Source organism: Pseudoponticoccus marisrubri (genome assembly GCF_001482405.1).
Lineage (GTDB): Bacteria > Pseudomonadota > Alphaproteobacteria > Rhodobacterales > Rhodobacteraceae > Pseudoponticoccus > Pseudoponticoccus marisrubri.
The window spans coordinates 305,706-330,953 of sequence record NZ_LPXO01000002.1; the positions used below are offsets into that span (position 1 = coordinate 305,706).

The 25,248-nt window shown below is 68.6% G+C and carries 25 protein-coding genes and 1 tRNA gene; 11 read left to right on the forward strand and 15 right to left on the reverse strand.

The window, feature by feature from the left end; genetic code table 11:
* Window positions 1-25: 25 nt before the first annotated feature.
* Window positions 26-928 carry a LysR family transcriptional regulator gene (locus AVJ23_RS05210; protein ID WP_058861095.1) on the forward strand — a complete coding sequence of 301 codons (903 nt, stop codon included), beginning with the start codon at window positions 26-28 and terminating at the stop codon, window positions 926-928.
* A 6-nt stretch (window positions 929-934) separates the two neighbouring features.
* Here AVJ23_RS05210 and AVJ23_RS05215 read toward each other — a convergent pair whose 3' ends face one another.
* Complete coding sequence (locus tag AVJ23_RS05215; RefSeq protein WP_058861096.1) at window positions 935-1,423, reverse strand: toxin-activating lysine-acyltransferase; 489 nt, start codon at window positions 1,421-1,423, stop codon at window positions 935-937.
* A gap of 78 nt (window positions 1,424-1,501) precedes the next feature.
* On the opposite strand from AVJ23_RS05215, the gene AVJ23_RS05220 reads away from it, so the two are divergent.
* Together AVJ23_RS05220 and AVJ23_RS05225 are read left to right on the forward strand one after the other, a co-directional pair.
* Complete coding sequence (locus AVJ23_RS05220; protein ID WP_058861097.1) at window positions 1,502-1,696, forward strand: hypothetical protein; 195 nt, start codon at window positions 1,502-1,504, stop codon at window positions 1,694-1,696.
* A gap of 185 nt (window positions 1,697-1,881) precedes the next feature.
* Complete coding sequence (locus AVJ23_RS05225; RefSeq protein ID WP_058861098.1) at window positions 1,882-2,688, forward strand: HpcH/HpaI aldolase family protein; 807 nt, start codon at window positions 1,882-1,884, stop codon at window positions 2,686-2,688.
* Window positions 2,689-2,802: 114 nt separating this feature from the next.
* Here AVJ23_RS05225 and AVJ23_RS05230 read toward each other — a convergent pair whose 3' ends face one another.
* The 4 genes from AVJ23_RS05230 to AVJ23_RS05245 form a co-directional block, all read right to left on the reverse strand.
* Window positions 2,803-3,747: a 2-hydroxyacid dehydrogenase gene (locus AVJ23_RS05230; protein WP_058861099.1), complete on the reverse strand. Its 945-nt coding sequence runs from the start codon at window positions 3,745-3,747 to the stop codon at window positions 2,803-2,805.
* A gap of 34 nt (window positions 3,748-3,781) precedes the next feature.
* Window positions 3,782-5,278: a tripartite tricarboxylate transporter permease gene (locus AVJ23_RS05235; protein WP_058861100.1), complete on the reverse strand. Its 1,497-nt coding sequence runs from the start codon at window positions 5,276-5,278 to the stop codon at window positions 3,782-3,784.
* A 7-nt stretch (window positions 5,279-5,285) separates the two neighbouring features.
* Window positions 5,286-5,759, reverse strand: coding sequence for a tripartite tricarboxylate transporter TctB family protein (locus AVJ23_RS05240; RefSeq protein ID WP_058861101.1), 474 nt, complete (start codon window positions 5,757-5,759; stop codon window positions 5,286-5,288).
* A gap of 104 nt (window positions 5,760-5,863) precedes the next feature.
* The gene (locus AVJ23_RS05245) at window positions 5,864-6,835 is read right to left on the reverse strand and encodes a tripartite tricarboxylate transporter substrate binding protein (RefSeq protein WP_058861102.1); all 972 of its coding nucleotides are present in this window, start codon (window positions 6,833-6,835) and stop codon (window positions 5,864-5,866) included.
* A 267-nt stretch (window positions 6,836-7,102) separates the two neighbouring features.
* Here AVJ23_RS05245 and AVJ23_RS05250 point away from each other — a divergent pair, with 267 nt between their 5' ends.
* Window positions 7,103-8,023, forward strand: coding sequence for a LysR family transcriptional regulator (locus tag AVJ23_RS05250; RefSeq protein ID WP_240484526.1), 921 nt, complete (start codon window positions 7,103-7,105; stop codon window positions 8,021-8,023).
* 84 nt (window positions 8,024-8,107) lie between these two features.
* Here the strand turns inward: AVJ23_RS05250 and AVJ23_RS22170 are convergent, their stop codons facing one another.
* The 7 genes from AVJ23_RS22170 to AVJ23_RS05285 form a co-directional block, all read right to left on the reverse strand.
* Complete coding sequence (locus AVJ23_RS22170) at window positions 8,108-10,477, reverse strand: AAA family ATPase (RefSeq protein WP_058861104.1); 2,370 nt, start codon at window positions 10,475-10,477, stop codon at window positions 8,108-8,110.
* A 182-nt stretch (window positions 10,478-10,659) separates the two neighbouring features.
* Entirely contained in the window at window positions 10,660-10,953 is a 294-nt protein-coding gene (locus AVJ23_RS05260; protein WP_058861105.1) for an anti-sigma factor family protein, read from the reverse strand.
* Window positions 10,954-11,238: 285 nt separating this feature from the next.
* The gene (locus AVJ23_RS05265) at window positions 11,239-12,660 is read right to left on the reverse strand and encodes a dynamin family protein (protein ID WP_240484527.1); all 1,422 of its coding nucleotides are present in this window, start codon (window positions 12,658-12,660) and stop codon (window positions 11,239-11,241) included.
* Between the two features lie 310 nt (window positions 12,661-12,970).
* Window positions 12,971-13,306: a hypothetical protein gene (locus AVJ23_RS05270; protein ID WP_058861106.1), complete on the reverse strand. Its 336-nt coding sequence runs from the start codon at window positions 13,304-13,306 to the stop codon at window positions 12,971-12,973.
* A gap of 35 nt (window positions 13,307-13,341) precedes the next feature.
* Complete coding sequence (locus AVJ23_RS05275; RefSeq protein ID WP_240484528.1) at window positions 13,342-14,355, reverse strand: DUF2333 family protein; 1,014 nt, start codon at window positions 14,353-14,355, stop codon at window positions 13,342-13,344.
* A gap of 252 nt (window positions 14,356-14,607) precedes the next feature.
* Window positions 14,608-14,694 (reverse strand) — tRNA-Leu (locus AVJ23_RS05280).
* A gap of 99 nt (window positions 14,695-14,793) precedes the next feature.
* Complete coding sequence (locus AVJ23_RS05285) at window positions 14,794-15,297, reverse strand: DUF2306 domain-containing protein (protein ID WP_058861107.1); 504 nt, start codon at window positions 15,295-15,297, stop codon at window positions 14,794-14,796.
* Window positions 15,298-15,396: 99 nt separating this feature from the next.
* Here AVJ23_RS05285 and AVJ23_RS05290 point away from each other — a divergent pair, with 99 nt between their 5' ends.
* Together AVJ23_RS05290 and lipB are read left to right on the forward strand one after the other, a co-directional pair.
* Window positions 15,397-16,176, forward strand: a complete 780-nt coding sequence (locus AVJ23_RS05290; RefSeq protein ID WP_157772617.1) for a LytTR family DNA-binding domain-containing protein — start codon at window positions 15,397-15,399, stop codon at window positions 16,174-16,176.
* Between the two features lie 5 nt (window positions 16,177-16,181).
* Window positions 16,182-16,832 carry a lipoyl(octanoyl) transferase LipB gene (gene lipB / locus AVJ23_RS05295; RefSeq protein ID WP_058861109.1) on the forward strand — a complete coding sequence of 217 codons (651 nt, stop codon included), beginning with the start codon at window positions 16,182-16,184 and terminating at the stop codon, window positions 16,830-16,832.
* A gap of 79 nt (window positions 16,833-16,911) precedes the next feature.
* Here lipB and AVJ23_RS05300 read toward each other — a convergent pair whose 3' ends face one another.
* Window positions 16,912-17,118: a hypothetical protein gene (locus tag AVJ23_RS05300; protein ID WP_058861110.1), complete on the reverse strand. Its 207-nt coding sequence runs from the start codon at window positions 17,116-17,118 to the stop codon at window positions 16,912-16,914.
* Window positions 17,119-17,368: 250 nt separating this feature from the next.
* Here AVJ23_RS05300 and ctaD point away from each other — a divergent pair, with 250 nt between their 5' ends.
* The 3 genes from ctaD to AVJ23_RS05315 all read left to right on the forward strand — a co-directional run bounded on the left by ctaD (window position 17,369) and on the right by AVJ23_RS05315 (window position 20,755).
* Window positions 17,369-19,042: a cytochrome c oxidase subunit I gene (ctaD, locus tag AVJ23_RS05305; protein WP_058861111.1), complete on the forward strand. Its 1,674-nt coding sequence runs from the start codon at window positions 17,369-17,371 to the stop codon at window positions 19,040-19,042.
* Between the two features lie 295 nt (window positions 19,043-19,337).
* The gene (locus AVJ23_RS05310; protein WP_058861112.1) at window positions 19,338-19,829 is read left to right on the forward strand and encodes a DUF2244 domain-containing protein; all 492 of its coding nucleotides are present in this window, start codon (window positions 19,338-19,340) and stop codon (window positions 19,827-19,829) included.
* 17 nt (window positions 19,830-19,846) lie between these two features.
* Entirely contained in the window at window positions 19,847-20,755 is a 909-nt protein-coding gene (locus AVJ23_RS05315) for a hypothetical protein (RefSeq protein WP_058861113.1), read from the forward strand.
* Between the two features lie 20 nt (window positions 20,756-20,775).
* Here the strand turns inward: AVJ23_RS05315 and AVJ23_RS05320 are convergent, their stop codons facing one another.
* Window positions 20,776-21,240 carry a GatB/YqeY domain-containing protein gene (locus tag AVJ23_RS05320; protein ID WP_058861114.1) on the reverse strand — a complete coding sequence of 155 codons (465 nt, stop codon included), beginning with the start codon at window positions 21,238-21,240 and terminating at the stop codon, window positions 20,776-20,778.
* A gap of 194 nt (window positions 21,241-21,434) precedes the next feature.
* Here AVJ23_RS05320 and carA point away from each other — a divergent pair, with 194 nt between their 5' ends.
* Window positions 21,435-22,589 carry a glutamine-hydrolyzing carbamoyl-phosphate synthase small subunit gene (carA, locus tag AVJ23_RS05325; RefSeq protein ID WP_058861115.1) on the forward strand — a complete coding sequence of 385 codons (1,155 nt, stop codon included), beginning with the start codon at window positions 21,435-21,437 and terminating at the stop codon, window positions 22,587-22,589.
* Between the two features lie 102 nt (window positions 22,590-22,691).
* Entirely contained in the window at window positions 22,692-24,584 is a 1,893-nt protein-coding gene (locus tag AVJ23_RS05330; RefSeq protein ID WP_240484529.1) for a glycosyltransferase, read from the forward strand.
* 3 nt (window positions 24,585-24,587) lie between these two features.
* Here the strand turns inward: AVJ23_RS05330 and AVJ23_RS05335 are convergent, their stop codons facing one another.
* The gene (locus tag AVJ23_RS05335; protein WP_058861116.1) at window positions 24,588-25,238 is read right to left on the reverse strand and encodes a GntR family transcriptional regulator; all 651 of its coding nucleotides are present in this window, start codon (window positions 25,236-25,238) and stop codon (window positions 24,588-24,590) included.
* Between the last annotated feature and the right edge of the window lie 10 nt (window positions 25,239-25,248).

Consider the following 25,248-nt stretch of genomic DNA (forward strand, 5'->3'; position numbering starts at 1 on the left):
CATGAATTCTTACACCCGAGGGGGCATGTCCGCTTTTTCGCGTGAAATCCGGTCCTTCGTGGTGGTCTCGCAATCGGAATCGATCCGCGCCGCGGCGGACCGGCTGAACATCTCGGCCCCCGCGCTCAGCCGGCAGATCCAGATCCTCGAACGCAGCTACGGCACGCCACTGTTGGTGCGCAGCGCCGGCGGCGTGGCGCTGACCGCGGCCGGCGAGGCGCTGCGCGACGAGGCGATGCGCTGGATGGCCGACGACACGCGCTTCATCCAGCGCCTGCAGCAGGAGAAGAGCCCCACCGACCTGCGGCTGCGGCTGGGCGTGATGGAGGGGCTGGTGCCCACGCTGGTGCAACCCCTTCTGGCGCGGCTCGAGGCGCAGTTTGGCTTGGTCGAGTTGGATCTGACGGTGGGCACCACCGCCGACATCATTTCCCGCGCCGAAGCGCTGGAGCTGGACATGATCGTGGCCTTCAACCTGCCCCGCCTGTCACGGCTGGTCGTGGTGCAATCCGAGGAATATCACCTCGGCGTGGTGCACGCGCCCGGCCACGGCCCCGCCGGCACCGGGCCGATCACCTTGGCCGAGGCGCTGCAATACCCGCTCTGCCTGCCCAGCGCGGCGCTGTCCATGCACACCCGCCTGCTGGCCGAGATCCTCAGCGTGCGGGTGAACCCGCGCGTCACCTTCGCCAGCAACTCGATCGGCGCGCTGCTGAATTTCATGCGCCTGGGCAAGGGGTTGGGCTTCCTGACCTGGGTGGATGTGTGCAGCGACGTGACCGAGGGCCGGCTGGTCTTCCGGCCGCTGGACAGCCGCCGCCTGACCGAGACGCTGAGCGTCACGATCTGCCGCGGCAACAGCCTGGGCGAGGCGACCGGCCCGGTGATCGAGGCCATCCAGGAGCTGCTGGCCGGGCTTGGCCGCTAGGGCGGCTCATTCGCGGACCGGCGGCAGCCGGCGCACCACCTTGACCCCGTCACGGGTGAAGGCCACCACCCGCCGGTCGCCCCGTTTCGACGGGCGCAGCACGAAGGCGCGCTCATGCGCGCGGAAGAGCGGGCCGAACGCATCCTGCACCACCTGCTTGACCACCGGACCCTGCGCGATGATCGACAGCAGCCACAGATCCGGCCCCGAGGTCCAGGCCGCGACGTCCGGCAAGCGCCCGGTCTCCAGGTAGGTCTCGGCCATCTCCTCGCTCAGCATCGCCCAGATCAGCGCCCCGGCCGGGCGACCGGCCTCGTCGAGATAGATGCGGAACTGCCCGGTCATCAGCGCGCCGTGCAGGATCGATACCGCGTGGTCCAGCCGGTGCCGTCCGAAGGTCGCGGTGGTCGCCCCCAGCAGCGCCAGCCGTCCCAGGTTGCGGTCATAGGCGTCGGGATCGCGACGCGGATCACTGGTCTCTGCTGTCAAATTCATGATCTGGCATTTTTCCTGTTTGAAATTTTCTTACCTTGCGTCACACTCACCTTATCGCGCAACAAACGGAGGTACAGCATGAGTCACAAGATCCGTAACGTGAACGATCGTCTTTTTGGCCTGGTGAGCGCCGCAGCCCATATGGAGGAAGAGGAGAGGATCTACTCCAAGAAAGCGCGCAGTTTCGACGAGGACCTGACCGGCGCACAACGCCTTGAGTTGCAGTCCATGCTGGGCCAGGGCACCGCGACCAAGGTGGTCGCCGCGGGCTGAGACCCTGTACAATCCAATCTCAACGGGCGGCGGGCCGAATCGGTCGCGCCGCCCGTTTCATGTGCACCCCCTGCCCGTGATCGCTTTGACAATGGCCCCCGCCAGGCCCGATCATGCACCGGGCCGCGCCGTTAGGGCCGGCCCTGAAGCTCCCCGAGAGCGCGGCAAGGAAAAGGACGACGCCCATGATCGAGAACAGGGTCAAGCAGATCTGGGCCGAGGGGCGCCCAGTGCTCAATGGCTGGCTGAGCGTGGGCAATGCCTTCGTGGCCGAGGTCATGGCCGCGCAGGGATATGACGCGCTCACCATCGACGTGCAGCATGGCGCGCTGGACTATTCCGACGTGCTTCCCATGATGCAGGCAATGCGCGCCTCGGGCGTGGTGGTCGGGGCGCGCGTGCCCTGGCTGGAGCCCGGGATCATCATGAAGATGCTCGATGCCGGCGCGCTGCAGGTCATCTGCCCGATGATCAACACCGCCGAAGAGGCCGCGCGTTTCGTCTCTTTCCTGCGCTATCCGCCCGTGGGCCAGCGCAGCTTCGGGCCCAGCCGCGCGGTCTATGCGCAGGGCGGCAACATCGCCGCCGAGGCCAATGACCGGGTGATCGGATGGGCCATGGTCGAGACGCGCACCGCGCTGGACAATCTCGAGGCCATCGCCGCGACGCCGGGGCTCGACGGGATCTATGTCGGCCCGGCCGACCTGACCTTTTCGCTGAGCGAGGGACGGCTGGCCCCAGGCTTCGACCGCGACGAGCCCGAGATGGTCGAGGTGCTGCGCCGCATCGTCGATGTCTGCCACCGCGCCGGGATCAAGGCCGCGCTGCATTGCGGCACGCCCGACTATGCCGCCCGTGCCGTGGCCTGGGGCTATGACATGACCACGGTCAGCGGCGATTTCCGCCTGATGGCCGACGCCGCCACCGACAGCATCTCTCGCTTTCGAGAACTGACCGGGACGGCGGGGCCGGAAGGAACGGTCGAGACCTGAGCACGAACCGCATTGGCAGTCGGCGCGCCATGAGCCGAGGTCGACACCGCGGCACGACCCACCCGCCGATCACCGCGCCCGTCCGGCACCGGAAAGCGCCCCCCTGCCCGGGCCTCAGACCACCGGGGTGGGGACAGGCTTCCCGTGCAGGTGGGCTTGCAGGTTGCGCACGACGAGGTCGCCCATGGCGGCGCGGGTCTTGTGGGTGGCGCTGCCCTGGTGGGGCAGCAGCACCACGTTGTCGATCGCGCGCAGCGCCTCGGGCACGTGTGGCTCCTGCGCGAAGACATCCAGCGCGGCGCCGGCGATGCGGCCCTCGGTCAGCGCGGCGATCAGCTCGGGCTCGTCCACGAGGTCGCCGCGGGCCACGTTGACCAGACGCCCCTCGGGGCCCAGCGCATCCAGCACGCGGCGGTTGACGATGCCGCGGGTCTCGTCGGTGCTGGGGGCGATGACCACCAGCCAGTCGACATCGCGGGCCATGGCCTCGGGGTCGGCATAATACTGGTAGGGCTGGTGGTCCTGCTCGCGGCGCCCGTGATAGACCACGCGCATGGAAAAGGCCTGCGCCAGCCGGGCGATCGCCTTGCCGATGCGGCCCAGCCCGATGATGCCCACCGTGCGGCCGGTCAGCTCGGCGGTCAGGGGGAAGTTGCCCTCGGCCTCCCAGCGGCCCTCGCGCACGTAACGCTCGGCCTCGGGCAGGCGATGGGCCAGCGCCAGCATCAGCGCCAGCGTCACCTCGGCCACGCAATCATTCAGCACGTCGGGCGTGTTGGTCACCCGCACGCCATGCGCGCGCGCAGCGGCCACGTCGACCGCGTCATAGCCCACCCCGAAGGAGGAGATGATCTCGAGCGCGGGCAGCGCCTCGATGATCTCGCGCGAACAGCCCGTGCCGCCGCCCGTGGCGAGGAAGCGCACCCCCTCGGGCAGCGCAGCAAGGAAGGCCGGCTTGTCCTCGGCATCGCAGTAGCGGTGCAGGGTGAAATCGGCCTCGAGCTGGTCGGTCACGCGCGGGCCCAGGTCAGCGGCAAGCAGCAGGTCGGGTTTGGTCATGTCAGTCAGCGTCTTTCGGGTTCGGGTGTGGGGATCAGGCGCCCTGCGCGGCGCCGCGGCGGCGCAGCACAAGCAGCACCAGCGGGATGGACCAGACCGCGATGGTGAACAGGCCAAGGCCGGCCGCGATGGGGCGTTCGAAGAAGGCGATGAAGCTGCCCTGCGACTTGATCATCGAGGTGACGAAATTCTGCTCCAGCATCGGGCCCAGCACGAGGCCGAGGATCGCCGGCGCGATGGGGATGTCGTTCTCCTCCATCAGGAAACCGATAATGCCGAAGACCAGCATGATGCCGATGCCGAAGACCGAGTTGTTGATCGCGAAGGAGCCCACCATGCAGAACATCAGGATGATCGGCATCAGCACCTTCTGCGGGATCGACAACACCTGCCGCGCGCCCTTGATCGCGATCCAGCCCAGCGGCAGCATGATCAGGTTGGCCAGCAGGAAGGTGATGAAGACGGCATAGATCATCTGCGGCTGGGTGATGAAGACCATCGGCCCGGGATTGATGCCCTTGATATACAGCACGCCGATCACGATGGCGGTGATGGAATCGCCGGGAATGCCGAAGACCAGGGCCGGGATCCAGGCGCCCGACATGGCGCCATTGTTCGAGGCGCCCGATTCCACGAGCCCCTCGACATGGCCCTCTCCGAATTTCTCGGGCGTCTTCGAGAATTTCTTGGAGATCGCGTAGGAGATCCAGGCCGCGATATCGGCCCCCGCCCCGGGCAGCGCGCCGATCGCCGTGCCCAAAGCCGAGCCGCGCAGCGCCTGCACCGGGTAGGTCACGAGGTTCTTCGCCTGCTCGCGGAAGATTCCGCGCCCCGAGGTGGGCGGCGGGCGCACATCCGCGCCGCGCTTGATGAAGGCGCGGATCACCTCGGACACGGCAAAGAGCCCGATCATCGCGGGGATGAACTGCACCCCGCCCATCAGCTCGACCGAGCCGAAGGTGTAGCGCGGCGCGCCGGCGGGGTTCTCCAGCCCGATGGTCGCTGCGAACAGCCCGATGAAGAGCGAGATCAGCCCCCGCGCCGGCGAGCCGGGCGAGATGAAGACGGCGCAGGACAGGCCCAGCACCACCAGCCAGAAATACTCGAACGACGAGAATTTCAGCGCGATCTCGGCCAGCACGGGCGAGGCGGTGATCAGCACCAGCGTGCCGAAGATGCCGCCGATGGCCGAGAAGACCAGCGAGGCGCCCAGCGCGGATTCCGGCCGGCCCTTCTTGGTCAGCGCATAGGCATCCTGCACATAGGCCGCGCTGGCCGGCGTACCGGGCATGCGCAGCATGGTGCCGGGAATGTCGCCGGCAAAGATCGCCATGGCGGTGGCGGTGACGATGGTGGCGATCGCCGGCACCGGGTCCATGAAGAAGGTCACCGGCACCAGCAGGGCCGTGGCCATGGTCGCGGTCAGCCCGGGAATGGCGCCGACGAACATGCCGAAGGCGGCCGAGCCCAGGATCACCAGCAGGACATAGGGTTGGAAGACGAGGCTCGCGGCTTCGATCAGGGTCGACATGCGGGGGTCACCACAGGAAGGTCAGGAATTCGGTGCGCGGCAGCGGCACCAGGAGAAGCCGGCCAAAGGCCTGCTGGATGGCCAGCGCGGCCACGGCCGACAGGGCAAACGCCACGGGCCAGCGCACGCCGAGGATCAGCATCGCGGCCAGCATCACGCCGAAGGCGGTGGGCAGGAATCCCACCAGCGGCGAGACCAGGATATAGACCACGATCAGCCCCAGAACGGCCACCAGCCGTGCCAGCGCCGCGCCGCTGCGCGTCCAGTCGGCCAGTCGCAGGCCCGGCACGCGCTCGCCCGCGATCAGGGCCTTCACGATGATGAAGAGCCCCGTCAGCACGGTGACGAAGGCGATGGCGCGGGGCATGGTGCCCGCCCCGTAGGCCTGTCCGGGGATCGCCTTGAACCCCATGGCCGAGATGTAGATGGCGATGCCGCCCAGCAGGGTCAGCAGTCCCAGGGTCAGGTCGGTCACGCGCATGGTGGGGATCCTGTCGGCTTGGCGTGCGGCAAGGGTGCGGCGACGGGAATGGGGCCGGCGCGGGGATGCCCCCGCCGCCGGCCCCGCCCGGGCGCCCTGGTGCTTTACTCGGCGGCGAGCCCGGCCGCCTTCATGACCTCGCCGAAGGCGGCGTCGTCATTGGCCACGATCTCGGTCGCGTCCTCGCCCCGGGCCCAGCGCAGGCCGAAGCCGCGATCCTGCATGAAGCTCTGGTACTCCTCCGAGTTGTAGGCCGCCTCGACCGCGTCCATCAGCCGGGTCTTGACGTCCTCGGGCAGCCCGTCGGGCGCCGCCACCGAGCGCCAGACCGCAACGGTCCAGTCGGAGCCGGTGGATTCGGCCAGCGTCGGCACGTCGGGGAAGGCCTCCTGCCGCTCGGCGGACATGGTGGCCAGCGGCAGCACGCGATCGGCCTCGATCATCGAGCGCCCCTCGGCCAGCGAGGACGGCACGATATCCACGCCGCCCGCGACCATGTCGGCAAGGCCCGGCGCGGCGCCCTGGCTGGGCACGAAGGTCACGTGATCGGGGGCCAGATCCTCGGAGAGCAGCCAGCCGGCCAGCCCCACGTGCCAGATGCCGCCCTGCCCGGTGCCAGAGGCGGTATAGGTGCCCGGCGGGTTGCTCTTGATCGACTCGAGAAGCCCCTCGACGCTGTCCCACTCGGAATCGGCCGAGACCATCACCCCGCCGGGATCGGCGTTGACGATAGCCAGGATGTCGTAATCCTCGTAGGTCAGGTCGGTCAGGCCCTGCCAGTGCATCATGTCGATCTCGATCGTCATGATGCCGATCGTGTAGCCGTCGGCTTCGGCATTGGCGATGGCGCTGTGGCCCACCACGCCCGAGCCGCCGGTGCGGTTCACCACGTTCACCGGAACGCCCAGTTCTTCCTGCATCTGCGCGCCCAGCAGGCGGCCCACGGCGTCGGTGCCGCCGCCGGCCCCCCAGGGCACGATCAGCTGGATCGGGCGTTCGGGATAGTCCTGCGCCCAGGCGGCACCGGTCATCGCCAGCACGCCGCCGATGGCTGCGGCCGTTTTCACGAAATGCATGCAAATCCTCCTCGTTTGCTCGGCCCCGGCCCGTGCCCACCCGGCGGCGCTCGCATCATGGGCGGACCGCTGGCGGCGTCGGGGAAGGTGCCGGTTGCGGGCCCTCGCCGCATTGGCGGATCGGGTCCCGGTCCGGCGGGCGATGCCCGGCCTCCCCCCTTTGGCCCGGGGCTGTGCGTTGACGCTAATCAGCGGACTGATAACCTTCCAATGAATAAATCTGGCTCTGCGATCGCGAAACGCGATCACTCGAAAGGACGGCCCGACATGGACCGCGACATCACCGCCAATCTCAGGATGCGGCACATGGCGCTGCTGGTCGCGCTGGCCGATCACGGCACCACGCATCGCGCCTCCGAGGTGCTGAACATGACGCAATCCACCGCGTCCAAGATGCTGCGCGATGTCGAGGAGACCTTCGGCGCCGAGCTGTTCGAGCGCGCCGCGCGCGGGCTGACCCCGACGCCTCTGGGCGAATTCGCTATCGCCAATGCGCGCGAGCAGCTGTCGCGGCTGCAGCGCTTCTCGGCCGAGTTCCAGGCCCGCCGGGCGGGCGGCTACGGCACGCTGGCGGTGGGCGCGATCACCGGGGCGGCGCCCGACCTGGTGGCGCGCGCCGTGGCCGAGATCAAGCGCGCCCGGCCGCAGCTCATGGTCTCGCTGCATGGCGAGACCAGCGACGCCATCCTCGAAGAGCTCGAGGCCGGGCGGCTCGACCTTGCCGTCGGGCGGTTCAGCGCGGTGCGCCACCGCACGATCTTCGCCTTCGAGCCGCTGGCCGAGGAACGGCTGGTCGTGGTGGCGCGCACCGGGCACCCGTTGGCCCGCACCGGCCCCTGCACGCTGGCCGAGGTGGCGGGCTGTTCCTGGGCGCTGCAGCCGGAATCGAACCCCTCGCGCCAGGTGCTGGACGCCGCCTTCGGCCAGGCCGGCCTGCCGCGGCCGCAGGACATGATCGAATGCTCCTCGCTGCTGCTGATCCTGAACCTCGTGCAGGTCTCGGACGCCATCGCGCTGCTGCCCGAGGCGCTGGTCGAGGCGCATCGCCGCGCCGGGCTCTTCACCGTGCTGCCCATCCGCCCCGAGATCCGCCTGACCGGCTTCGGCCTCGTCACCCGCCGCCGCGAGACCCTCGGCGAAGCCGCCCTGACCTTCTGCGACATCCTCCGCGCCCGCGCCGCGCTGTAGCAGCCGCGCCGCGGGACGCTCATGCCAAACGAAAAGGCGGCGACCTCCCGGCCGCCGCCCTGTCATACCGTGCGCTGGTGCGCCCTACCCCGCGACGCGGGTCAGCAGGGTCTCCCAGGCCGACAGGCTGTCGGACGGGAGCGCTGCGGGGTCCATGTCGAGGATCCGTGCCTTGCCGCGCAGGGCGAGGTCGCGGCGCCAGTCGGCGGTGAGGGTCACGCCCTCCTGCGCAGCCCAGCGTTCGACCTGCGCGACCAGCGGCAGACCCGGGCGGGCGACGTCGACGAAGAGCCGGTCGGGGCGCCGTTCGACGCGGTCGACCAGCGGGGCGAGCATGTCGAAGCCCACAAGGTCCTCGATGCCGGCCCCGCGCAGCCCGGTCACCTCGTCCAGCGCCACCATCCGCTCGGACGCGGCATCCCCCAGCGCGCCGCCACGACCGCGTCCGGAGACGCTGTCGACGATCATCGGCGGCTTGCGCGACGCATCGCCGGACAGAAGCTGGACCATGGTCTGCAGCGTGTCGGGCCCGGCGGCGGGTGCGAAGACAAGGTCGCGCTCGGGGCGTAGCCGGCCTTCGCGGATCAGCAGCGTCTTGATCGTGGACAGGTAGATCTGCTCGACCGTGCCCTGCACCAGCACCGGCGCCGCACCCAGCAGCATGGCATCGGCCACCGAGATGCTCAGCGCCGCGCGCACGGCAAAGCTGGCGCCGCGCTTGGTGTCGGTGCCCTCGTCCCGGCCGAGGTCGCCGGTCACGCGGGTGGAGCCGTCACCATCGACAAAGACCTTGCGCGCGCGCTCCAGCCGGTCCGCCCCCACGAGGAAGGGCGAATGCGTGGTGTAGAGGATCTGGTTGTTGGCGGCGAGCCCCTCGAAAAACATCGACAGGTCGCGCTGGGCCAGCGGGTGCAGCGAATGGCCCGGCTCGTCCAGCAGCAGCACGGCATTGCGATGCGCCCCCCCGCTTTCATGCAGGAACACCAGGAAGAAGCTCAGGAACCATTGCAGCCCGGTCGAGCGGTTCTCCAGCTCGACCTCCTGCGGGCGGCGCGCATCGGCCACCCAGATGCGGAAATGGTTGCCATCCGCCTCGAAACGGAAGCGGTAATCGCCCTGCATCCACCATTCGCCGAAATGCTCGGTCAGCTTGGTGCTGGCCGATTGCAGCAGGATCGATCGGGTGCGCTTGGCCTCGGCGATCTGCGCCAGCGTCTCGGGATCGGGCTCGGTCTCGGTGGCGCGGACGCGTTCGATCAGGCTGCGCACCATGCCGGGCTTGCCTTCGCGCTTGGCGCGCTCGGCCTTCGCCTCTTCGTGAATGTCGCGGAAGTCGCGGCCCAGCTGCAGGATCTCGGAGGCCTCCAGCCCGACGAAGCCGAAGAGCACGCGCAGGGTACGCGCCTTGGCCGCCTCCTTGGCGCCCAGATCGACCCGCTTCATGTTCTCGACCACGTGCGGCAGGTAGATCTCGGAGTCGAGATTGCCATAATTCGAGTAGTAGACAAAGACCGGCATCCGCGAGAGCACGAAATCGCGCACCGCCTGGATCTGGCCCGGATCGGGCGCGAGGATCTTGGCCATGCGCTCGCCCAGCTGGGTGCGCAGCGCCTCGAGCGCGGCGACCAGTTCGGGCGAGACATGCGGCTTGGGCGCCTCTTCGGCCTCGGGCGCCTGCTCGGCCTCCTCTTCGGCGGGGGCGGCTGCGGCGGCGGCCGGCTTGCCCGCGGGTTTCGGTGCGGGCGGGGCGGGTTTCGGCGCGGGCTTGGCGGCGGCCTTGGCCTCGGGCGCCTCGACGCTCTCCTCGGGCACCAGCGCGCCGACACGGTTGCGCAGGCGGATCAGGTCGTTGGCCGTCAGCGGCTCGGCGCCCGAAAGCTCGTCGCGCATCTCTTCCAGCGTGTTCATCGCCTCGGTGAACAGCTCGCCCGTCGCGCCGGGCAGCGTGGGCAGGCGCGTCAGCGCCTGCTTGACCTCGGCGCGCACCTCTGCGCGGTCATCGGTCTTGCGCGGCCGGTGCTGCGGGAAGCTGACCAGGTGGCTGCCGTCGAAGGCGCGGCTGACCGCGACCAGCCCGGCCGCCTCCTTCGGGAAATTGCCCAGCTTGGCGATCTCCTCGGCGGCGGCGCCGGTCTCGAACTCGGCGGTGATGAAATGGAAATTGCCGGGCGCCTTGCGGATCGTCCCGAACAGCGCCTTGGGATAGTCCGAGATCGGGTCGAGCTCGCCATCCCCGGCGGGGTTGAGCTTCCACAGGGGCAGCAGCAGGTTGGTCTTGCCGGATTCGTTCACGCCGATCAGCGCCGTGACATCGTCGAGGTCGAGATAACCCGAGTCGTTGACCGACCGGAAATTCGTCACACGGTAGCGGCGCAGGCGGAACTCCTTGCGCGCCGTGCCCTCCTGCTCCGTGGTGACGGCCTCGGCCGGCGTGATTGTCTTGGCCTGATGCATGATCCTTTGCCCTTCTGAACTGCGCGGATCGCGCGCCATCGCGCGCGCGCCGCCTGGTCTGTGAATAGCCGCCCTCCCCCGGGCGACTGTCCTTCAAAGAACGCGCCAGCCGGCGCTTTCATCCCGGAAACCGGCGCCGCGGCAGGTCTTTTCAACGCCGCGGCGCCGGGCTCCGGGATGGGTCAGCTCGGCTTGAGCACCGGCACCTCGACCGGCACGGGACGCGCTGCCGAGAGCTGCCGGTAGAGCGCCTGTGCCAGCCGCGCCTGCAACCGCGCCGTGCGCTTCTGGGCCGGCGATGGCCGGTCCAGCGCCTCGAGTGCACGGGTGATCGCCTCTTTCTGTTGCCAGAGCGCGTCGAACAGCGCCCGGGCCCCCTCATCGCTTTCAAGCTGCGCCTCGACCTCGCAGGCCTCGTCCGGCCCCAGTTCCCCGTCGATGTAGAAATCGATCTCGCAGAGATGGATCAGCGTCATTGTCGTCTCCTCGCATGACCACTGTGAGTATGTGGTCGCCGCACCGGGTCTTTCGGCGCGGCGGCCGCGACCGCAGTCTCCGGCGGCAGGCTGGCGTGACGGGTCGCCCCCCTGCCGGGATCACGGCACTTCGCCGCGTCCCTGCCGGATATCCGGTCCGCTTCTGCAGACCCGCGGGCCCTGTCCGGCCCCACTCGCACAAACGCGCGGCGCGGCGCTTTCATCCGCACCGGATCGGCAACGCAGGGTTTCCGGACAGGGACCGGGGTCCGCGCCGCATGCGCGTCAGACCGACTTGCGCAGCTGGGCGAGGAAGGGGCGGTCCTCCTCCTCGTCGGAGGAGACCACCTCGGAGAGATGCGGCAGCACCGGCTCGGGCCGGTCCTCGGTCTTGCCGAACTTGCCGTAGAGCTCGCTGCGCAGCTGCGGGATCGCCTCGTCGATCAGCTCGTTGAGCTTGGCGCGGTCCGACCGCCCCAGCCGGGCAAAGCTCTGCAGCCCGCATTTCGTGGCCACGTCGCGGGCATGCGGCTTGACCTGGTCCCAAAGCGCGCGCAGGTCCATGTCGCGATCCCGCATCAACAGCTCGCGCCCGTGGATCTGCTCGAAGATGGCGTCGAAGCGCTCGACCATGCGGCGCTTGCGGCCGGGCAGGATCAGCGCCTCGACCATGATGGCCAGGATCACGAAGGCGGCGACGACCCCCGGCAGCGCGATCACCATGCCGGTGGCGACCGTCGCGCCCATTGCCGCCGCGAACAGGGCCAGCAGGGCGATGCGCCATTGCAGGCGGACACGCCGATAGGCCCGCGCCGCGCCGTCGATGACGAAGGAATGCAGGCGCAGCCGTTCGGCAAAGGTCTGCATCTGCGTGATCATGTTGTCGAGCCGCCGCGTCGGCGCGCGGCGCAGCTCTTCGACCAGCCCTTCGCGCGCCTCCTCGAAATCGTCGAGCGGCAGCTTTGAGCTGGGCTTGCCCATGGTCGGCGTGTAGGTGTTGTAGATCAGCGGCAGGTCCTTGCGCATGGTGACCTTGCCCAGGTTCCAGCACAGCGCCCCGTAGGCCCGCGCAAAATCGTGCAGGTTCTGGAACTGGTCCATCTTGTTCATCGCGATCAGCAGCTTGTGGTCGATGCCGGTCAGCGATTCCTTGAACACCTGCAGCGTCTCGCCGGTGGTGCCGGGCTTGTCGGGGTCGAAGAAGACGATCACCAGGTCGGCGCGCTCGGCGAACCAGCGCACGGCGCCCGGAAAGTCGTAGCCGCGCCCGCCCTCGGCCTTGGCCTCGTCGATCATGCCGGGGCTGTCGATCAGCGTCACCGTGCGCAACAGCTCGGAGGGGCGCTGTTTCAGCCGGACATGGCTGACCAGCTGGTCGCCGAAATGGCGCAGCCCCTCGTAAGGCAGGTCGGGATTGCTGACCACCGCCGGCCCGTCGCGATCGGCCCGGTCCGTGCCATGGGTGATGATGGTGAAACTGTCATCGGTGGGCGCGACGCCGGTCTTCTGGATGTCCTGCCCGAGCAGGTAGTTGATGAAGGTCGACTTGCCCGAGGAGTGGTTGCCCAGCAGCAGGACCTGCGGCGGGCGTTGCAGCTCGCCGATGGTCGGCGGCCGTCGGAACATGAATTGCTGCGAGAGCGGTTCGAGCGGATCCTCGTAGAAGTCGCGGATCCGGTCGGCGAAATCCTCGGTGACATGCTGCACGAAATTGACCTCTTTCTGGTGACCTGGGGGTCTTGGGTGAAACGCGCCGCGCAAGCCCCGGACGGCCGGGACGCGGGCGGCATGGCTGCGCCCGCGGGGTCCGGCCCCGTCACGGGCAAACCTTCGGGCTGGCTGGGATCTCGGCCTTCTGGCCGGCCGGCGTGCAAAGCGCCCGGGCCGTCCCCGTTCCTCGGGGCGCGAGCTCGGGCCGGTGCGTACCGGGATGCGGCGGGCGCGCCCATCTGGCGCGCGCGTCACGCGCGGGGGTCGGGAAGGCGGCACCCGCCCCCTTCCCGCTTGGGGATGACGGTCAGGCCGCCTCGGAGGCCGCCCGGCTCTCGGGCGCCGCTTCGGGCCGATCTTCGCGGCCCTCGTCCTCGGGTGCGACCGGCGGGTTCTCGAGCAGCTCGATCGCCTCGCGGCCCATCCGGCGCTCTTCCTCGGCGCGCAGCATCAGGTCCGAGACCGCCTCGAACAACTCCTCGCGGCGCATCCCGATCAGGGCAAGACGGCGATCCGAGAGCCGGTCGAAACAGGCCATGATGGCGGTCACATCGCCGCTGAACCGCCAGCTGGCATAGCGCTCGCCCAGCGAGCGGGGCCCGTCCTCATCCGAAGACCGGTTTCCGAAAAAACGCGTGAACATCTCAGGTGTCCTTCCTGCAAGACTTGTGGAGTGGATCAGATCGCCATCACGCCGACGGCTTCTTCGAACTGCAGGATCGCGCGTTTCATGTAGAAACCCTGCAGCGCGAGGTGGTTGGCAAAGATCGAGCTTTCGAGATCCCCGTTCAGCACGATGGCCGGGTTCAGCTCGGCGCCCTGGCGCAGGCCCGAGAGCGCCTGCTCCCAGACATTGGCAAGGTTGCGCTCGCGGATGACCGCCTCGAAATCCTCTCCCAGTGCCGAGAGGATGACGTAATAGCCGTAGAGCACGCCCTTGTTGTAGTAGAACACGTCATCGGCGGTGTTCGAGAACACCCACCAGCCGGTCTGCTGCGCGCGGTCCAGCTGCGCCGTGAGCGAGCCGATATCGGCCGAGATCCGGGTCAGCGTGTTGGCCAGCGTGTCGGCGCGCGGCTCGAACACCGCGTCGCCCGCCGAAAGCCGCGCATTGTAGCGCATCAGCGCGGCCAGCCCGTCACGGTACTGGCTCTCCGAGGGCACGGTCGGCAGAAGCGAGCGCGTCGGCTGCCACATCCAGATATCGGGCGGGAACTGCAGGAAGCCGGTGGCGCGCTCCAGATCGGCATCCGAGCTGGACGAGCCCCGGGTCCGCGCGATCTGGTCCAGCATCTCGAAGCTGAACCGCCCCACCGCCTGCCGGATCCCGGCCTGGAAGTTCGGCATGTTGTCGAGCAGCGCCGTGGGCGCGAAGAACGGGTCGTTCGGCGTCCAGCCGTTCTGGTTCACCTCGCGGTCGATCAGCGCCGCGGCGGTCGCCACGGCCGAGCTGCCGCCCTCGGGGATCTCGGTCGCGCGGAAGGCGGGATCATTGTCGATGTCATGGGCCAGCGTGCCCAGGATGCCGTAATTCACCGTCGCCGCCAGCACGAGGGCCAGCGCCGTGTACTTGATGCCCCGGCCGCCGATGCGCCGGATCTTCACCCCGCGCCCCTCCCGGGCGTCCGTCTCGACTTCCGAAACCAGCGCGTCGGAGATCTCGGAACTGTTCTGTGCTGTCGCAGTGGTCACATCTAGCCTCGCTCTGGTCGTTTCGAGACAAGAACGCCCGCGGCGCCCGTTTCATCCGCCTTGCGCGGGGAACGGGGATAACAAAGAGTTTAAGGGAATTGGCGGGATGAAACCGGCCGCAAATGCGTTGCGGGAAGGTCGAGCGGCTGGAACGGGCCATGCCTGTGTCCCTGTGTGGCGTCGTTGGAAGAACGGACGAACACCATGATCCCGCAGCGCGGGATCAACCGGATCGGATTTTCGGGGATGAGATGGTGCGGTCGAGAAGACTCGAACTTCCACGGGAGTTACCCCACAGCGACCTCAACGCTGCGCGTCTACCAATTCCGCCACGACCGCACTGTCTAGGCTTGGTGAGGGGCCTCTTATCGAAGCCTTTCGGCGATGTGAAGAGGGTTTTCGGGTCCAGGTGCAGATTTCTGGACCCGGCGGGCCGGCTCAGGCCGGCCGCGGCGATGCCATGCGGGTGCGTGTGCGGAGCGCGAAGCCCGCCAGCGCCAGCCCGCCCGGCACGATGACCAGCCAGCCCAGCCAGGGCGCGGCGCCGAACAGCGTCTCGTTCATCAGCCGGCCCGGCAGCAGGGTCAGCAGCCCGGCGATGCCCAGCGCCTGCCAGTAGAGGCTGCGCATGGTCTCGGCATGGCGGGCCTGGGCACCGGCGCGGATCGCACGGATGCCCTGCCAGAGCGCCACGAAGACCGCGAGGCAGAGCAGGTGGATCGGGCCGAACCCGGCCACGATCGGCAGGATGCCGGCGGGGATGAACAGGCCGCTGGCCGCGGTCAGCGCCATTGCCGTGACCCAGCCATAGCCCGCGACCCGGTGCAGCCGGTCGCGCCGGCGCCGATAGAGCGCCAGCGGCCCCAGCAGCAGGGCGGCAAGCGCGGCAAGCGCGTGGATCTGGATGGTGACCGGGGCGTGCAGCAGGGGATCGAGCGTCATGTCATGTCTCCGTGTTCGGGGCGTCTTGGTGATGCCCTGCACTGGACAGATCGGCCGCGCCCGTGCCATCCGGAATGCGCCGCCGGAGGGAGAGGCTTCGTGAGTGACAGGCAACCGCAATCCGCGCTTCGTGAATGGCGCCGCCACATGACGCACCCCGCCACGCTGGCGAGCCTTGCGGGAATCGGCGCGGTGGCCGGGATCGCGGGGCCCTTCGGCACCGATGCGCTGCTGCCGCTGGTGCCGCGGCTGGGCTACTGGCTGGTTCTGGTGACGGCGACCTACGGGGCGGGCGTTCTGGCGGGCGAGGTGCTGGGCCCGCGCCTGGGCCGCCAGCCGGCCTGGCTGCGCGTGACGGCCGTGGGCAGCCTGACCGGCGTGCTGGTCTGGGGCGTCGTTCTGGGGCTCAACCTGCTCTTCTTCGCCTACCTGCCCGGGCCGCGCGAGCTGCCGGGCTTCCTGGCGACGCTCTTCGTGATCGCCCTGATCGTGACGGCGGTGCTGCACGTGGCCGGCCGCCACCTGCACCCGGCCGCGCCCGAGGTCCCTGCCCCGACCAAGCCACCCGCCCTGCTGGAGCGCCTGCCGCTCGACAAGCGCGCGCCGCTGGTGGCGCTTTCGGTCGAAGACCACTATGTGCGGGTGCGAACGACGAAGGGCGAGGAGCTGCTGCTGATGCGGTTGGGCGATGCGATCCGCGAGACGGACGGGGTGCGGGGCGCGCAGGTGCACCGCTCGCATTGGGCCGCCTTCGGACAGGTGCAGGGCGCGCGGCGCGTGGGCGACCGGGCCATTCTGACCATGACCGACGGGACCGAGATCCCGGTCAGCCGCGCCAATGTCCCCCGGATCAGGGAGGCGGGGCTGCTGCCCCGGTAGAACGCATGGTGGAATGGCGGATCAGCGAGGCCCCGGTGCCCTATGACGAGGCGCTGGAGTTCATGGAGGCGCGGGCCTCGGATATCGCGGCGGGCCGGGCCGAGGAATGCGTCTGGCTGCTCGAACACCCGCCGCTCTACACGGCAGGCACCAGCGCGCAGGCTGCGGATCTGCGCGATCCGGACCGCTTCCCGGTCTACGAGACGCGCCGCGGCGGGCAGTACACCTATCACGGGCCGGGCCAGCGCGTGGCCTATGTCATGCTGGACGTGAGTCGGCGCGGCCGCGACGTGCGCTGCTTCGTGCGCGATCTCGAGGCCTGGGTGATCGCCACGCTGGACGCCTTCAACCTCAAGGGCCATGTCCGCGAGGGCCGTGTCGGCGTCTGGATCGAGCGTCCCGACAAGCCGCGCCTGCCCGACGGGCGCATGGCCGAGGACAAGATCGCCGCCATCGGCATCCGCCTGCGCAAATGGGTCAGCTTTCACGGCATCTCGATCAACGTGGAGCCGGACCTGTCGCATTTCGACGGGATCGTGCCCTGCGGAATCTCGGATTACGGGGTGACCAGCCTTGTCGACCTGGGCCTGCCGGTCACGATGGATGATCTCGACGTGGCGCTGCGACAGCAGTTCGACCGGGTCATGACGCGCTGAACAGGTCCGACACGTCCGCGGGCAGACCTGCCTACGGACGTCCATACAAGACCGGGCGGCGCCCGCCCGGCCGGCGGCGTCAGCCCTTGCGCGAGAAGACGTGCAGCAGGATGTCTTCGCGCGCGATGCCAAGACGGGCGAGCTCGGCATCGGACATGGCGCGCAGCTCCTCGACCCGGCGCGCCACGCGGCGATAGCGGCGGTCGAAGGGCGTGTCGAACAGGCGCGCAACGCGCTGGCGCAGGGTCCGGCGGTCCGAGATGAAGCTGGGATCGAAATAGGCCATGATGCGGGTCCTTCCGGGGGCGGTTGCAGCGAGCAGGTATACAGAAAGCCTACGCCGCGGCGCGTGGTTCCATAAGTCCGGAAAGCCTGACCCGCCGCAGCCTGCCCGCCCTGCGCAGGGTGCGACAATTATGTTTGATCTGCGTCAAATCCCTGCATTGCCGGCCCGCGGCACACATTCTAAAAAACCGTGGGAACGGCATGGTGGAGTCTGTCCGCGCATGCCCGACGGTTTCAACAGGAGGCACGACATGGCAGACGCCGCCATTCACGGCCACGAGCATGAAGACAACCGGGGGTTCTTCACCCGCTGGTTCATGTCCACGAACCACAAGGATATCGGGATCCTCTACCTGATTACCGCGGCGATCGTGGGCTTCATCTCGGTGGCCTTCACCGTTTACATGCGCATGGAGCTTATGGAGCCCGGTGTGCAGTACATGTGCCAGGAAGGCATGCGCTTCACCGCCGCCGCGGTTGGGGATTGCACGCCCAACGGCCATATCTGGAACGTGACGGTCACCGCGCACGGCATCCTGATGATGTTCTTCGTGGTGATTCCGGCGCTGTTCGGCGGCTTCGGCAACTATTTCATGCCGCTGCAGATCGGCGCGCCCGACATGGCGTTCCCGCGCATGAACAACCTGTCCTTCTGGCTGTATGTCGCCGGCACCACGCTGGCGGTCTGCTCGGTCTTCGCACCGGGCGGCAACGGGCAGCTGGGCTCGGGCGTGGGCTGGGTGCTCTACCCGCCGCTCTCGGTGCGTGAAGGCGGCATGTCCATGGATCTCGCGATCTTCGCGGTGCACGTCTCGGGGGCATCGTCGATCCTCGGCGCGATCAACATGATCACCACCTTCCTGAACATGCGTGCCCCGGGCATGACCCTGTTCAAGGTGCCGCTCTTCTCGTGGTCGATCTTCGTCACCTCGTGGCTGATCCTGCTGTCGCTGCCCGTTCTGGCCGGCGCGATCACCATGCTGCTGACCGACCGCAACTTCGGCACGACCTTCTTCGACCCGGCCGGCGGCGGCGACCCTGTGCTCTACCAGCACATCCTGTGGTTCTTCGGCCACCCCGAGGTCTACATCATCATCCTGCCCGGCTTCGGCATCATCAGCCACGTGATCGCCACCTTCTCGCGCAAGCCCGTCTTCGGCTACCTGCCGATGGTCTGGGCGATCATCGCGATCGGCGCGCTGGGCTTCGTCGTCTGGGCACACCACATGTACACCGTGGGCATGAGCCTGACGCAGCAGAGCTACTTCATGCTGGCCACCATGGTCATCGCGGTGCCCACGGGCGTGAAGGTGTTCAGCTGGATCGCGACGATGTGGGGCGGCTCGATCGAGTTCAAGACGCCGATGCTCTGGGCCTTCGGCTTCCTGTTCCTGTTCACCGTCGGCGGCGTGACCGGCATCGTGCTCAGCCAGGCGGGCGTGGACCGGGCCTATCACGACACCTACTACGTCGTGGCCCATTTCCACTACGTGATGAGCCTGGGCGCCGTGTTCGCGATCTTCGCGGGGATCTACTTCTACTTCCCCAAGATGACCGGCCGCATGTACAACGAGACCTTCGGCAAGATCCACTTCTGGGCGATGTTCATCGGCGCCAACCTGACCTTCTTCCCCCAGCACTTCCTGGGCCGTCAGGGCATGCCGCGCCGCTACATCGATTACCCCGAGGCCTTCGCGCTGTGGAACTACGTCTCGAGCTGGGGGGCTTTCATCTCCTTCGCGTCGTTCCTGTTCTTCTTCTACGTGGTGTATCACGCGCTGACCCGCGGCGCGCTGTCGACCGCCAACAACCCGTGGAACGAATACGCCGACACGCTGGAATGGACCCTGCCCTCGCCCCCGCCCGAGCACACGTTCGAGCAGCTTCCGAAGCAGGAAGACTGGGACAAGGGCCACGCGCACTGAGCGCCGTGATCCAACAGACGACAGGACAGAAGGCCCCGGAGAAATCCGGGGCCTTTTTCTTGGGCGGCCCCAGCCTGCCCGCATGTCCGATGCGGCACGCGATGCGTGCGCGACACGTCACGCGCCTGCGGCATTTCGCACCGGTCCGCCCCGCGCCCGGCCATTTGACTTGGCCCCGGCGCGCGGTAGGTTTTGCGCCAGCCAAGGAGAGTGCCCATGCGATCTGCCCCCTGCCCCTTTGCCGTTGCGCCCGCCGGACTGCGCGGCATGGCCTGCGGGGCACGGGGCTGAGCGCATGCCCTATCGCTGGTCGCCCCCTGCCGAGACGCCGCTGGAGCTGCAGCTCTGGCCGCACAACTCTCTGCCGCCGCAGGGCTTCGCCGCGATGATCCTGGGCTTCTTTCTGTTCGCCTCGATCCCGCTTTACGGGCTTCTGGGCACGGTGCTGCTCTGGGGGATCCTGCCCTTCATGCTGGCCGCGACGGCGGCGCTCTACTACGCGCTCCGGCGCAATGCGCGCGACCGGCAGATCCTCGAGGTGCTGACCATCACGCCCGACATGACGCACCTGACCCGCACCAATCCCGACGGCGCCGTGCAGGACTGGGAGTCCAACACCTACTGGGTTCAGGTGGCCCTGCACGAAAAGGGCGGGCCCGTGCCCTTCTACGTGACGCTCAAGGGCAAGGGACGAGAGGTTGAGATCGGCGCGTTTCTGAGCGAAGACGAACGCAAGGCGCTGTTTTCGGAACTCCAGGACCGGGTGCGCGCCGCCAACACGCCCTGAGCTCCGAAAGGCCGCCCATGTCCCAGCTCCCCGCCCCGTCCAAGTTCCACCGCGCGGCCATGCTGGCGGCGGCCATGGCGGGGCGCACGGACTGGCTGGAGCGGCTGAACCCGATCGAGAGCGAACGCGCCGCGCTGCAGCTTCGCGCCGCCGCCGAGGCGCGGATGCCGCCGCGGCGCAAGACGGTCACCTTCCTGATCCCGCTGGTCGGACCGCATCACGTGGGCGATTGGGATGCGGTCTGCGACCGGCTGGGCGACACGCTGCGCTGCTTTCTGGCGCAGGACAATCCCAACTGGCAGGCGGTGATCTGCGGACAAAAGGCCCCGCCCCTGCCCGACGACCCCCGGCTGATCTTTCTGCCTTTCGACACGCCGGTCGAGGGCAATGACAAATGGGCCAAGCTGCAGAGGCTTTGCGATCACCTGCCCGAAATGGCCCTGCCCCCGGGCTACGTGATGAGCTTTGACGCCGACGACCTGCTGCGCCAGGGCGTGGTGGCCGAGATGCTGCGCCGGCAGGCCCCCAACGGCTATGTCGCGCAATCGGGCTATGTCATGGATGCGGCCACGGGGCAGATCGCGCTGGCCGATGCCCCCACGCTGCGCGAGCCGGCGCGCAAGCCCTTCTGGAAGCTCTGCGGCTCCTGCGCGGCGCTGGCGCATGACCCCGACATGCCCGAGAGCACCGCCTTCCTGCGCGCCATGGTGGCGCATGAGCACCGGATGTTTCCCTATCTCGCCGCGCTGGCCGGGCGGCGGCTGGCCGCCTTCGCCCACCCCTCGGTGCTCTACGTGCTGAACCATGGCGAGAATTTCGGCGCGCGGCGCGGGCGCACCAGCTTCAAGGCGCGGTTCGTCGAGCGTTTCGCGATCGAGGATCCCGACGCGCTGGCCGAGATCGCCGAGGCCTTTCCCCAGCCCTGACCGGGGTCCGGGCCGCGCGCTCAGGTGCCGGCCAGCCGGTCCTTGACCCGCGCGCCGGCGGCGCCGAAATCCATCTGGCCGGTATATTTCGACTTCAGCACGCCCATCACGCGCCCCATGTCGCGGATCGACTGGGCGCCGACCTCGTCCACCGCCTGGTCGATCGCCTTGTCGACCTCCTTTTCGGAGAGGGTGCGGGGCAGGAATTCCTGGATGACCTCGATCTCGGCCTGCTCGTTCTCGGCAAGGTCGAGGCGGCCGCCCTCCTCGAAGGTCTTCACGCTCTCGCGGCGCTGCTTGACCATCTTGTCCATGATGGCCAGCACCTGCGCGTCATCGACCCCGGTCTCGTTGCCGGCGGCCCGCGCGGCGATGTCGCGGTCCTTGATCGCGGCGTTGATCAGGCGCAGCGTCGACAGGCGTGCCTGGTCCTTGTCCTTCATGGCCTGTTTGACCGCGCTGTTGACGCGAGTTCTCAAATCCATCGACCTCATCCCCGAATGCAGGGCCGCGTTTTCGGCCCAAGCCCGGACCCTATCGCAAGGTTTGCGCCCGCGCAACCACGCGCGCTGCGGCCAAACCCTTGATAATACGCGATTTCGCTTTTTCCATCGGCTCTTGACCGTGACCCTGCAGACACATAGGTTCCGCACGATTTGCCCGCCACCGGAGAGCCGCCATGTCCACTGATCCGCAGAAACCCACCGCCTGCCTCGCGCTTGCCGACGGCACGATCTTCTACGGGCAGGGCTTCGGCGCCACCGGGCAGACCGTGGCCGAGCTGTGCTTCAACACGGCCATGTCGGGCTACCAGGAGATCATGACCGATCCCTCCTATGCCGGGCAGATCGTCACCTTCACCTTTCCGCATATCGGCAATGTCGGCGTGAACCCCGAGGATGACGAGACCGCCGACCCGGTCGCCGCGGGCATGGTGGTCAAGTGGATGCCGACGCAAAGCTCCAACTGGCGCTCCGCGCAGGAACTGGGCGCGTGGCTGGCCTCCCGCGGGCGCATCGCGATCGGCGGCGTGGACACGCGGCGGCTGACCCGGGCGATCCGCCAGCAGGGCGCGCCACACGTGGCGCTGTCGCATGACCCCGAGGGCAATTTCGACATCGGTGCGCTGGTCGCGGCAGCACGCGGCTTTGCCGGGCTCGAAGGGGTGGATCTCGCGCGCGACGTGACCTGCGCGCAGAGCTACCGCTGGGACGAGATGCGCTGGGCCTGGCCAGAGGGCTATGCCCGCCAGACCGAGGCGCGCCACAAGGTGGTCGCGGTGGATTACGGCGCCAAGCGCAACATCCTGCGCTGCCTCGCGTCGGCGGGCTGCGACGTCACCGTGTTGCCCGCGACGGCCAGCTATGACGAGGTCATGGCACATGAGCCCGACGGCGTCTTTTTGTCGAACGGCCCCGGCGACCCGGCGGCGACCGGCGAATATGCCGTGCCGATGATCCGGGCACTTCTGGACAAGACCGAGGTGCCGATCTTCGGCATCTGCCTCGGCCACCAGATGCTGGCCCGGGCGCTTGGCGCGCGCACCATCAAGATGAACCACGGTCATCACGGCGCCAACCACCCGGTCAAGGAGGTTTCAACCGGCAAGGTCGAGATCACCTCGATGAATCACGGCTTTGCCGTGGACAGCCAGAGCCTGCCCGACGGGGTCGAGGAAACCCATGTCAGCCTGTTCGACGGCTCGAATTGCGGGATCCGCATGACCGACCGTCCGGTCTTCTCGGTGCAGCACCACCCCGAGGCCAGCCCCGGCCCGCAGGACAGCTACTACCTCTTCGAACGCTTCGCCGCCTCGCTCGGCGCGGGCCGTTAAGCTCGGCGCGGGCCGTTAAGCTTGCGTTAACTATTTGAGTTAACTCAAATTTAAGCTTCATTGTGCAAATCCTACCGTCGGGGGGACGGAAAGGATCTGCACATGAACCAGGAACGGCTTCACCCCGACCTGACGTCCCTGCGGCAATCCGGCGCCCAGCGCGGCCAGCCCCTTGGACATATCCTGATGGAGGCCGGACAGGTCGCGCCCCGCTCCATGCTGGGCGCACTGGCCGAGGCCGGGCGCATCGGCCGGCCCGTCGAGCAGGTGCTGGCGGCCGAGCGCATCGCCACGCGGGCCGAGGTGCTGTCCGCGCAGGCCCGCCACTTCGGCGCCATCGTGCTGCGCCGGGCCGAGGCGCCGCCAGATCCCGACCTTGTCGGCACGCTGCCCCCGGAATTCTGCCTGGCCCATGGGGTGCTGCCCTGGCTGCGGCTGGGCGAGACACTGGTCCTGGCCACCGCCCGGCCCGAACGGTTCGAGGCCCTGCTGCCGCTTCTGCCGGCCGATATCGGCCCGGTCATGATGGCGCTGACCCATGAGGCCGATATCCAGGACGAGCTGGCCGAGCGCTGCGGTGCCGAGCTGGCCCGCGCCGCCGAGACCTGGCGCCCCGAACAGGAAAGCTGCCGCGATTTCAACCATGCCGCCCCCGCCGCGCGGGTGATGGCGGGGCTCTGCGGCGCGCTCTGCCTCGCGCTTCTGGTCGTGGCGCCGGTGGCGTTGTTCGGGGCGGCGCTGGCGTTGGCGCTGGCCTCGCTGATCGTGGCGCAGGGGCTGAAGCTGGCCGCGCTGGTCGCCACGCCGAACCGCCCCCCGGACCGGGCCGCCGTCACCCTGCCCCGGTCGCCTCCTCGCGTGACGATCCTCGTGCCGCTCTTCCGCGAGGCCGAGATCGCCACGACGCTGGTGACGCGGCTGTCGCGCGTGACCTATCCGCGCACGTTGCTCGAGGTGATCCTCGTGCTGGAAGCCGAGGACGCGGTGACGCGCGCCGCGCTGGCCCGGACCGAGCTGCCGCCCTGGATGCGCGTCGTGGTCGTCCCGCCCGGCCCGGTCACCACCAAGCCGCGCGCGCTGAACTATGCGCTCTGTTTCGCACTGGGGGATATCGTGGGCATCTACGATGCCGAGGATTCGCCTGCCCCCGACCAGATCGACCGCGTGGTGGCCCGCTTTGCCGAGGCTCCTGCGGATCTGGGCTGCCTGCAGGGGATCCTCGATTTCTACAACCCGCGCGCCAACTGGCTGTCGCGCTGCTTCGCCATCGAATATGCCAGCTGGTTCCGCATCCTGCTGCCCGGTCTGGTGCGGCTGGGCTTTGCCATCCCGCTGGGCGGGACCACCGTCTTCTTCCGCCGCGAGGCGCTGGAGGATTGCTGCGGCTGGGATGCCCATAACGTGACCGAGGATGCCGACCTGGGCCTTTGGCTGGCCCGCGCCGGCTGGCGCACCGAGATGCTGCCCACCGTCACCCGGGAAGAGGCCAACAACCGCGCCTGGCCCTGGGTCAAGCAACGCTCGCGCTGGCTCAAGGGCTATGTCATCACCTGGTGGGTGCACAGCCGCCGCCCCCGCGCGCTGCTGCGCGACCTCGGCCCACGCCGCTTTGCCGGCATGCAGATGCTGTTCCTGACCACGATCGTGCAATTCACCCTGGCCCCGGTGCTGTGGTCCTTCTGGCTGTTCTTCGCCGGGCTGCCGCACCCGCTGGATCCCTATCTCAGCCAGGATGCGCTGGTCTGGCTGACCGCGCTGTTCCTCGGCGCCGAGGCGACGGCGCTGCTGATCGGGCTGGCGGCAGTGGCGCGCACGCCGCATCGCGGGCTGATGCCCTGGGTGCCGACGCTCTTCGCCTATTACCCGATGGCCACGCTGGCGATCTACAAGGCCCTGTGGGAGACGGTCACCCGCCCCTTCTACTGGGACAAGACCCAGCACGGCCATTCCGCGCCGGACGGGCCCGGGGCCGACCTGCCCACCGATACGGGCTGAGCCTCAGAACTCGTGCCGCTCCTTCGAATCGAGCTTGAGCCGCGTGACGAAGGCCACCGAGATATGGTCGCGCAGCGCGGTATAGGCGGCATCCTCGTCACGCCGCGCGATGGCGTTCACGATGGCCAGGTGTTCGGCCAGCGCGTCATCGCCCCGCCCCTGCGCCGCCAGCGAGGTGGTCGCCATCAGCGCCATGGAGCGATGCACCAGGTCCAGCTGCTGCACGAGAAAGCGGTTATGCGAGGCCAGGTGGATCATCTTGTGAAAACGCCGGTTGGCCCGCGCCAGCGCGCCGGGATCGTCCAGCAGCGCGCGGTCCTCCTCGACCATGTCGCGCAGCACCTGCACCTCTTCCTCGGTCGCGTGGCGGGCGGCCAGCCGCGCGGCCAGCCCTTCCAGCTCGGTGCGCACGGCATAGAGCTCGGCCATCTGGTTGTGATCCAGCGAGGCCACGATCAGCGACCGGCCGTCCCGGGTCAGCAGCGACTGCGTCTCGAGCCGTTGCAGCGCTTCGCGGATCGGCGTGCGCGAGACGCCGAACCGATCGGCCAGCTCGCTCTCGACCAGCCGGTCGCCGGGACGGTAGACACCGCCATCGATGGCCTCGAGGATCATCGTGTAGGCGTCTTTCTGCGGGCTGCGCACCTGCGTCATCATCTTCTCC